The 9,699-nt window shown below is 36.3% G+C and carries 11 protein-coding genes and 1 pseudogene; all 12 read left to right on the top strand.

Features of this window, described 5'->3' with window-relative positions; all coding sequences use genetic code 11:
* Nucleotides 1–597, top strand: a 597-nt coding sequence (locus B5X64_RS21990; RefSeq protein ID WP_079467265.1) for a hypothetical protein, incomplete at its 5' end; no start/stop codon positions are given.
* 11 nt (nucleotides 598–608) lie between these two features.
* Nucleotides 609–1,295: a hypothetical protein gene (locus tag B5X64_RS21985; protein ID WP_079467263.1), complete on the top strand. Its 687-nt coding sequence runs from the start codon at nucleotides 609–611 to the stop codon at nucleotides 1,293–1,295.
* A gap of 2 nt (nucleotides 1,296–1,297) precedes the next feature.
* Entirely contained in the window at nucleotides 1,298–1,963 is a 666-nt protein-coding gene (locus B5X64_RS21980; RefSeq protein ID WP_079467262.1) for a hypothetical protein, read from the top strand.
* 6 nt (nucleotides 1,964–1,969) lie between these two features.
* Entirely contained in the window at nucleotides 1,970–2,800 is an 831-nt protein-coding gene (locus B5X64_RS21975; protein ID WP_079467261.1) for a hypothetical protein, read from the top strand.
* 2 nt (nucleotides 2,801–2,802) lie between these two features.
* Nucleotides 2,803–4,038 carry a TraJ family protein gene (locus tag B5X64_RS21970; RefSeq protein WP_079467260.1) on the top strand — a complete coding sequence of 412 codons (1,236 nt, stop codon included), beginning with the start codon at nucleotides 2,803–2,805 and terminating at the stop codon, nucleotides 4,036–4,038.
* A gap of 55 nt (nucleotides 4,039–4,093) precedes the next feature.
* Entirely contained in the window at nucleotides 4,094–4,708 is a 615-nt protein-coding gene (gene traK / locus B5X64_RS21965) for a conjugative transposon protein TraK (RefSeq protein WP_079467259.1), read from the top strand.
* A gap of 1 nt (nucleotide 4,709) precedes the next feature.
* Nucleotides 4,710–5,063 (top strand): hypothetical protein, encoded by a 354-nt coding sequence (locus B5X64_RS21960; protein WP_066680647.1) that lies wholly within the window; start codon nucleotides 4,710–4,712, stop codon nucleotides 5,061–5,063.
* Nucleotides 5,059–6,270 carry a conjugative transposon protein TraM gene (traM, locus tag B5X64_RS21955; RefSeq protein ID WP_079467264.1) on the top strand — a complete coding sequence of 404 codons (1,212 nt, stop codon included), beginning with the start codon at nucleotides 5,059–5,061 and terminating at the stop codon, nucleotides 6,268–6,270. The genes B5X64_RS21960 and traM overlap by 5 nt, the downstream gene beginning before the upstream one ends.
* A gap of 4 nt (nucleotides 6,271–6,274) precedes the next feature.
* Nucleotides 6,275–7,144 (top strand): DUF4138 domain-containing protein, encoded by an 870-nt coding sequence (locus B5X64_RS21950; protein ID WP_079467258.1) that lies wholly within the window; start codon nucleotides 6,275–6,277, stop codon nucleotides 7,142–7,144.
* 159 nt (nucleotides 7,145–7,303) lie between these two features.
* Nucleotides 7,304–7,516, top strand: coding sequence for a hypothetical protein (locus B5X64_RS22715; protein WP_139377621.1), 213 nt, complete (start codon nucleotides 7,304–7,306; stop codon nucleotides 7,514–7,516).
* Nucleotides 7,516–9,507 (top strand): type IV secretion system DNA-binding domain-containing protein, encoded by a 1,992-nt coding sequence (locus tag B5X64_RS21940; protein WP_079467256.1) that lies wholly within the window; start codon nucleotides 7,516–7,518, stop codon nucleotides 9,505–9,507. Before B5X64_RS22715 ends, B5X64_RS21940 begins: the two co-directional genes overlap by 1 nt.
* 1 nt (nucleotide 9,508) lies before the next feature.
* Nucleotides 9,509–9,699, top strand: a pseudogene (locus tag B5X64_RS21935) (hypothetical protein); the annotation flags it as partial.

The raw sequence follows: 9,699 nt of genomic DNA, 5'->3' as shown, positions 1-9,699 counted from the left end.
ACCTACATCGACCCAACCGTAACGGCGGCAATGATTCTCTATTCTGAAAATCTGAAAGCCAAACAGAACGAAGTCATTGAGGAAACTTCAAAGTTAAAGGACGCACAAACCTGGGTGGGAACCCAGATGGTTGCAGCTAATGATATTCAGAATAAAATTTTGAAGGGTTTAAAAGAAGTTTCCGGCACTTTACAAAATGGAATTCAGGCACAGGAAATCTACTCTGAGCTTAATAAATGCTACAATTATTCATCGCAGGTTGTACAACTAGCATCAGAACATCCTGAATATGCAATATTCGGAGTGAAAGCTTCACAAAAAACCTATGAGCAAAGTCTAAAGATCGTGACCGATGTATCTGATATTCTCGCATCCGGAGAACTGAATTTGGCTACTGCAGGAGATCGATATAAAATCCTTCATAATATTTCCGGTAATGTGAAAAATCTGAAGCTTTGGCTTTTGGCGATAAAGTTACGATTGGAAAAAGCCAATCGATTAGGATTCTGGAATTCAATTAATCCATTTGCAGGGTATATCAATACCGACAAAGGTATTGTTGAAAACATAATGAACAGGTACAAACGGAATTTTTAAAAAATTACAAAATGTTAAAGAAGATTCTTCTTAGCCTATTTATTCCGACTGTTTATTTTGTGTTGACATCCTCCGGTGGCGGTTCTACACCTGCCTGGCAACAGGAAAATGTTTCTTTTCCGATGATGGATATAGAAATCAATGCCACTATGAAAGAACACGACAGGCAAAAGGAAATGCGCCAAAAACAAATTGCCAATGCTACCGTAGAAACAGCTAATAGAACCCAATGGAACCAATTCAAGGAAAAGATTACCAAAGTTCAGGACAGATTGAGGATAGTTTCATTTGCTATTCAAGCTATACCAACCGGAATAGCAATGAGCAGGGAAATAACGAAAATAATAAACAATCAATCCGCCACTATCAATGAAATAAGTGATGCTCCTTATTCAATTATTGCGGTATTGCCTTCCCAGGTTCAGTTTGTTGATGATCTGCAAATGATAACACGGCTAATAACAGGGATCATTATTTCTTACGGAGCCATTAACCAAATGGAAAAATCAGAACGTAAAGTATTATTGGACTATGCTTTAGGCGAACTAAAGGCAATAAGCAGGAATTCTACGCATATGCTGCTCAAGATAAGAGATATTAAAGCCAAAGTAAACCGTAAGAAAAGAGCCTTTCAATATTATGTCAATAGGGATAAGCAAGTAGTTGAAAGCATAATGGATAACATCAAATCCTTTTAGAAATGAAGAAAATAATAGCCTTTGGAATGTTGGTGTTTTCAGGAATCACTGTTAATAGCCAGCAAATAGTTATCAACGACAAACTTCTGTCACAAATTACCGTAAACCACGGCGTCCGATTAGGAAGTGAGCAAACTTTTCTGGATTCATATAAAAAGCAAAAAGAATTGTATGATGACATCAATAATAAAATCACGCAGATCATTGCTATTCAGGAGTATATCTATCAACAACTGAAAAATGTAAGTTCGGCGCTTACCCAAAGTAAAAAACTTATCTACCTCTATCAATATCTCGGTAAAATAGTAACGAACTCCAATAAAATGCTGGATCTATCAGCACAGCATCCTGAATATTCCGTCTTGATATCAAAATACTACATAGAAATAGGCAAGCAAACGATCAAACTTCAGCAGGAAGTTACCCAAGATATTCTCAATGAAGATAAAGATTTTCTTATGGATGCGATGGATAGAGAAATGCTGATTGAAAAGATATTTACACGAGTAAGAAATATCAACGGAAACATTCTATACATCAATCTGCGATTAGAGAATGCCAAGAAAATCCCTTACCTGTATCAGGTTCCGGTGCTTCGTAATTACATCAATATAGATAAAGCCATTGTTGGCGACATCATCACTAAATACAACCACATCTTTAATTAAAAAATTATGGAAAATCTAATTAAAAAAATCAGCTTATTACAGTTCCTCTTAATTGCAACCACTGTGTTTGGACAATTAAGTGTAAAAAGATTGAATGACCCTTCCATTGTTGCCCAGCATAAAAGAATGGTCTTTCAAGATTGGGGAGACTGGAGACCTTACCCGAAGTATTTTTTGGGAATCCAAACCAATTTTGCCTATGCAACGGTTTGGGGAATGTGGGCTCCAAAAATCAACAGGGATTATAAAGACGGTGAAGACATTCGACCATTAAAACCTACAGGGGTGCAAAATCAGAGATTCGCTCAATTAAAATTTCAGGAGGAAGAAGCAAAAAAAATAAAGGCAGCTTCAGATACCATTCATAAAAGAAGTGTTCAGGATTTTGCCCACTGGACGTCCGCTACTGTTGATGCCGATCCTCTTTGGCTTTTGTATTACAAACGAATGCTAAGACCCATTACCGAGTTCCCTGATACACCACAAAATTTTATCGAGTGGCGACTGAAAGACCAGCAAACGTTTGAAACACTCAGCACAACAGGCACCATAATAAGACTTCAGGAAGAACTGGATCTCATCAAAGAAAAATATTCAATGTCCAGAAGTATGGATATGCCAAGAGGAAAACGATTCATTATGTATCACGAGACCCTTATCAAGTGGAGGAAGTTTGTAAGAGAGCTAAGAGATTACAATAACAAGACAACACTGCTTACAGATTACAAGAATATTCTGAAAAACCATTCAAATTATGCTTTGCCACCTGCGTGGATACCGGCATCAGACCACCAAATTGTTCAAAATATGATGAATCATTATAAACACCGATTTTAAAAATGAATAAAACGATAACATTAACTTTTTGCTTATTAGCAATTCTTTTACCTGTAATGGGTTTCGCCCAGACAGACGGTGATTACAGTAATCTACTCCAATTTTTAAAAGGAGATGGCGCTTTTGAAAAATGGTTTATGGAGGTTTTTACCAAATTAGACAACAGTGTACAAGATAGTGCTGCCGGTTCTGCTTTGGTAGGAAAAGCAATTGGCGGTTTAGGCGCTCTGATGTACCTCGGTTATATGGGCTGGCAAATGGCTGCCGGAGACAGAGAATGGGAAATTACCCCAATGCTGAAACCTATTCTCATTGGTTTTACGCTCGTTTACTGGAGCGGGTTTGTCAATATGATTCAAGCACCATTTGAAGCCATTGCCGAACCGGGAATCTCAATTTTCAGCGATATAGAATCAGAAGTTAACGACTTACGGGTTGAAAGATTTAAAAAACAGCAACAATTACTGGATGCCGTTATAAAACTGAAAGCGGAAGAAGATGCGAAGCAGGAAGTCATTGAGAATACCACTGAAGATGCTGATGATTCGTGGTTTGATATCAGTGAGGGATTGGATAAATTGATTCAGCCCATCAAGGAATGGTCGATCAGAATGGAGTTCCAAATGCAAAAATTAGTAGCAGAACTCATTGAATTTTGTTGTCTTTCCATCCTTAGGATTTGTGTATATCTCATTTTCTTCATTCAAAAAATATGGTCTTACATTTTAATTATTTTGGGACCGATAGCTGTCGGAATGGCATTGATTCCCGGATTCGAAAATTCATTATACAGTTGGGTATCCAAATTCATCAACATTAATCTTTACACTTTTGTTGCCTACACGATCATCAACATCGGTCAGCAATTGATCGCTTCCGGTTATACAATGGAGATCGAAAGGTACGACACCTTATTATCCAATGGAACCATTACCAATTTAGACGCTTTGATGGTCTACGTGAGTAATTCCGGAATGATCTACAACCAGCTCTTCACCTGTGTTGCCTATGTTGTTACAGGAATCGGAGTACTGATGACCCCGACCATTGCAGACAGTATTGTTTCTGCAGGAGGGGCGGGAGCAATGACTAAAATGAAAAATGCGGCAGGAAAAATGGCGAGTAGTGCGAAAACAGCAATCTTGGCTGCCAAAACAGGAGGAGCTTCTGTAGCAGCAAGTGCAGCAGCAGGTTCAGCATCTGGAAGAGTTCAGGATGCGATGAAAAACGGAAAATAAATGTAATAATCAATTACGAATTACCAACAACTATCAACCAACAACCAAAATAAAGATGCTTATCAAAAATATAGAACAAAGAATCAAGATCAACAAGGTTATTTCAATCTCAACCATTGCTTTTGCTGTTTTTATTGTCATTGCAGGATTTTTCTTTGCGTACAGAATGATCGAGGATTCCAGAAAATCAATTTACATCTTGGACAATGGTGTTCCGGTTCTTGCCAAACAAACGGACGTACTACTGAATCGACCTGTTGAGTACAAAGCTCAAATTGAATTATTCCACCGATTGTTTTTCACACTTGCTCCGGATGATACCTATATCAAGGATAATATTCAAAAGTCATTGTATCTCATTGATGACAGCGGAAAGAAAGAATATACGAACCTAAAGGAAAAAGGATTTTACAATCAAATAATAGCCGCCAGTTCGATGGTCAGTATCCATACCGATTCGATTACGCTTAGTATGGAACAGAAGAAATTCTCTTTTTTCGGGAAGCAGATGATCACCAGAAAATCTTCTGTCATTACGAGGAAGCTCATCACCGAAGGTTTCTTTGAAGACATCATCAGAAGTCCCAATAATCCTCACGGTGTGATTCTTAAAAACTGGAGGATCATCAATAACGAAGAACTTTCCAATCAAAATAAAAACTCTTACTAAAATGAATACGACATTAAAACAAAAGGGTCAGAAATGGCTACAGTGGGCAGTTCAAAATCCAAAGAAATTCTTCACGTATTCAATGATTCTACTGTCGGTTTCATTTATTGGGTCTCTCATTCAAGGTGTCTTTTTCCCTTCCGAAATGGCTTTCAAAATAAGGCCTCCTGTTCTCTATTCAAAAAGTAAGATGAGTCAAAATCCATCCCTAAATAATGATAAAGAGATGGAGAAGATTGTGAACGAACTGAAAACTTTAAAAGTAAAAAGAGACCAAAACGCTCTTGAAAAAGAAGACAGCTTACGAATTGACTACTTGTTTAACCAATACCAAAAACTAAAAAATGGACATTAAAAAAATAAATTTTAAAGAAAAAAAATATGTTTTGCCGCTTTTGGCTCTGCCATTTCTTTTTCTTTTCGGCTACGTAGGCGCGCAGTTTGTCAAAGAGGACACTTCTGAAAAAGACAAGCCAAAAGAATTGTCAATATCACTCGGAGATACGCAGGATTCAATTATGACCAAAAATGATGCGTATGATGCTTTTTTCAAAAAAGAGGATAACAGAACGATGCTTGGTGGATTAGACAAAGAAGAGGATAGTTTGCTAAACTATGATGACCAATTGTCACTGGATCAAAAAAGAAAAATCGACTCCTTAAAAGCAGAAAACGGCAGGCAAAACAGATATCAGGCGAAAGGAAATCAATCATCGTATTACAGACCAAATCAAACCCAAAGGGATGATAAGGATTACAACAGGTCTTCGGAAATCATCAAAATGCTGAATGGCAAATCTTATGAGAAGTCCGAAAATGATTATGCTTCAGAAAATCCGAAAACCAATACTCAAACCGCCCAACCGGATCCTGTAAAATATTTGAAAGAACAAATGTTGGTAATGGATTCTTTAGAAAAATCTCGTGATCCCGAGTATCAGAGCAAATTGGCAGCAGAGCAAAGACTGAAATCAAATAAGGATAAGATGGAAGATTTTCTCAACTCAACTTTCAATGTCAGTAAATCCGAAATAAACAGCGGTTTCAATGCTTTCTATAAAGAGAAAGAAAACAGCTTTATAAAAGCAGTCATTGACGAAAACAACAAAGGATTTTTAGGAAGCAGGATCAGATTTCGATTGCTGGAAGACATCTTTGTCGGAAACAAAAAGATTTGTAAAGGCTCGATACTTTATGGTCAAATCTCAGGATTTTCGATGCAACGGGTCAATCTCAACGTTATATCGGTCTTTACCAAAGGAGAAATCTATCCTGTCAATCTTTCGATTTATGATGTTGATGGGATGAAGGGATTGTATGTTCCACAAAGTGTTTTCAGAGATATGATGAGGGAAATGGGAAGCAACTCGGTTCAAGGCACCCAGATGGATATGGGCGGAAAAGGATTTTTCTCAAGCATTGGATCCAGCCTGTTTACATCAACATCTAAATCTATTGCCAACCTGATCAAAGAGAACAAAGCAAAATTGAAATACAATTCTTACGTTTTTCTCATCGACGAAAAACAATTGAAAGATTCACAAAACCAACAAAAAAAATAAAACAATGAGAACTTTATTATACACCCTTTTAATATTCACAGCTCAATTTTTGACAGCTCAAACTGCAACCAAAGAACAAATCATTTCCGATTTACCGGAGATTGAAATTACCGAAGGGATCAACCTGCATATTATTTCACCGGAACCAATTCAATATGTCGATTTGTCAACAGAAAAACTAACTGGAGATTTGCCTGCTACCAATATTGCCAGAATTAAAATCACAGACCATCCTGATTTTGGTGAGAAAGGAAAAATCAAAGCACCTTCCGTTTTTTTTAATGGAAATAAAATCGGAGTGATAACTGTTGTTGCGCAGTCTTTCATCGCACAGTACAAAGTGGTGTATAGAAACCAGGACAATCTCAATACGATTACCAATATCCACATACAACCCGAAGCGATGCAGCCTATAGAATTCGATAAAATGGTTTTCTCAAATCTTGAATTAAGAAAATTTGCGATGGATATTATTCAAAAAAAATCTGAGAAAAATCCAATAAGGGAAGAGAAAAATCTAAAACTCAGCTTTCAGCTCAATAATGTCTATGTGATCAGTGATTATATCTTTTTAGATATGACCATCAAAAACAATTCTAATCTGAGCTATGATATTGAGGATTTGAAATTCTCACTAGAAGACAAGAAAATCCACAAAGCAACCAATAACCAAAGTGTAGATCTGACGCCCATTTTAGAACTCAATCCTCAAAAACACTTCAGGAAAAATTTCAGGAACATCTATGTTTTCAAAAAATTCACTTATCCAAATAGCAAAGTAATGATGATTCGTCTCATCGAAGAGCAACTCTCTGGACGCACCATAGAAATGAAGGTGAACTATTCTGAAATTCTTAAAGCTGATACTTTTTAATTAATGATTTATACAATGGAAAATTTTTCAATTACACTATGCTTCGCGCTCTTGCTATTAATATTTACCTACCATTCTATTTTGATAATCATTTTTTCTAAAAAACGAAAATTACTCATAAATGACTATGAAAAGCTATTAAACCTTAAAGATTGGTATGTGAAAATTTCTGAAGAAGCAAGCCGCTCATACATTATTGAGAGAGTCGAAAAAAGAGGAAATGAGCTAATTAATCAATTGAATCTGTTGAATTCCACTCTTATTGCAATACAAGAAAAGCAAAAAAAATTGCAGGAACAGCAACAAAAGCTACACAGTAACCTATTAGAAGAACACAAATTACTTAATCAATACTTCGAAAATTATTCTTAATGCAAGAACAACAACATCAAATCAAGATCTATGGCTTTCTACAAAAAGCTGTCTATGCAGTCGTTGCATTAGATTGTGCTTCGCTTTTTTACCTTCATGCTGATGTTCTAATAATATCCAACTTGTTAAAAAATTTTTCAAAGCTGAGTTTTATTTACCCACCTATCAATGCCAAATTTGCAACATTAATTTTGATTGGATTAGTAGCTGTAGGAACAAAAGCCAAGAAAAAGAAAGACCTTAATATTAGTAAAGAAATTATCGCTCCTATGATTTTCGGACTGCTGATGATTTTCTCTTCGCTGATATGGCAAAATGAGGCAGGAAATGCAACACTTCCAAAAGTATTTCCCGGCTTCAATCTCTATCAGGTAATTTATGCAGTTCTTTCTTTCTTAGGAGCCGTTATTCTTCAAATGGGTGCAGACAGTATTTCAAAACTGATGCAGCAGAAAATGGGAAAAGACCGATGGAATGTTGAAGAAGAATCTTTCGATCAAAATCAGGAATTAGTGAACACCGATACTTCCGTTAACATTCCTTATATCTTCAGATATAACAATAAGACTTATGAAGGGTATATTAATATTGATCCTTTTAGAGGAACGATGGTCATCGGAACACCGGGAAGCGGAAAATCTTTTGGAATCATTAATCCTTCAATCCGACAAATGATTGCCAAAGGTTTTTGTCTCTGCATCTACGATTTTAAGTTTCCGGATTTGGCACAAATTGCATACTATCATTATTTATTGAAAAAAAGCAAAGAATCCGATTACGATTACAATTTCCACGTCATTAACCTGAACGAGGTTGAAAAATCAAAACGAGTAAATCCATTTCATAAAAAGTACATCCAAACTTTAGCAGAAGCCCAGGAAATGGCAGAATCAATGGTGTCATCTTTACAAAAAGGAGGTTCGAGTTCCGGAGGTGGTTCTGAAGCTTTCTTTACCCAATCCGCCATCAATTTTCTGTCTTCCTGTATTTATTTTTTTGCAACATTTGAAAATGGAAAATATTCTGATCTGCCTCATATTCTTTCCTTTATGAACCGTAGTTATAAAGAAATTTTTGACACACTTTTTACCAACGAAGAAATTTTCTCTTTGCTTTCGCCTTTCAAAACGGCGTATGACAACAAAGCGTTTGATCAGCTGGAAGGACAAATTGGAACTTTGAAAATATTCCTTTCCCGATTGGCAACTAAAGAGAGTTTCTGGGTGTTTTCCGGAGATGAAGTGGAATTGAAGATTACTGATCGTGAAAATCCATCCATTATCATATTAGCATCAGATCCGGGAACACAGGATATTAACTCAGCCCTTTATTCCTCGGTGTTAAACAGGACTTTAGGATTGATAAATTCCAAGCACAATTTACCGGGAGGAATTATCGCAGACGAATTTCCGACGATTTACATTCACAAAATTGATAACATCGTAGCTACTGCAAGAAGCAATAAAGTTGCTGTAATGCTTGGATTACAAGAAATTCCGCAGCTCCGCCAGTTTTATAAAAAAGAAGTTGCCGATACGATTTCTGCTATTGTAGGAAATATTCTTTCCGGTTCTGCCAGAGACAAAAATACATTGGATTGGTTGGAAAAACTATTTGGAAAAATTAAACAGAAGTCATACTCACAATCCATTTCCCAGCAAGGAACAACCACCAGTATCAATGAAAAAATGGACAATATGATTCCGGCAGGTAAAATAGCAGCCTTGAAAACCGGAGAAATGGTAGGAATGATCGCGCGGGGAGAAGAAAACGCTGCTAAGCAATATAAAACATCTGCAATTAGGGGTAAAATTAATTTGGATATGAAAGCCATTCAGGAAGAAGAAAAAAACTATGTTAAAATGCCATCTTATTACTCTTTTGTGGATAAAAAAGGGGTCAACCGCAAAGAAGAAGTGCTGATGACCAACTTTAGAAAGATCAACAAAGAAGTGGAACTCATTGTGAATGAAAATATAAAAGCTGCATAAAATGAAAAAACTAAAATACACATTTACGTTGATGGCGCTGTTTTACAGTTGCTTATCATCTGCGCAATTTAATACGATTACAGCAACGGTACCGAAAAAATCTGAAAATCTAAAAGTATCAGATAAATCTGATATCGAAGAACCGGCACAACAAAAGAAGGCTAAGAAATCTTGGAAGCAAGTTCTAAATAT

The sequence above is a fragment of the Chryseobacterium balustinum genome, assembly GCF_900168205.1.
GTDB lineage: Bacteria > Bacteroidota > Bacteroidia > Flavobacteriales > Weeksellaceae > Chryseobacterium > Chryseobacterium balustinum.
The sequence above is the reverse complement of the archived record's forward strand: the minus strand, read 5'-3'. Positions and strand labels throughout refer to the sequence as shown.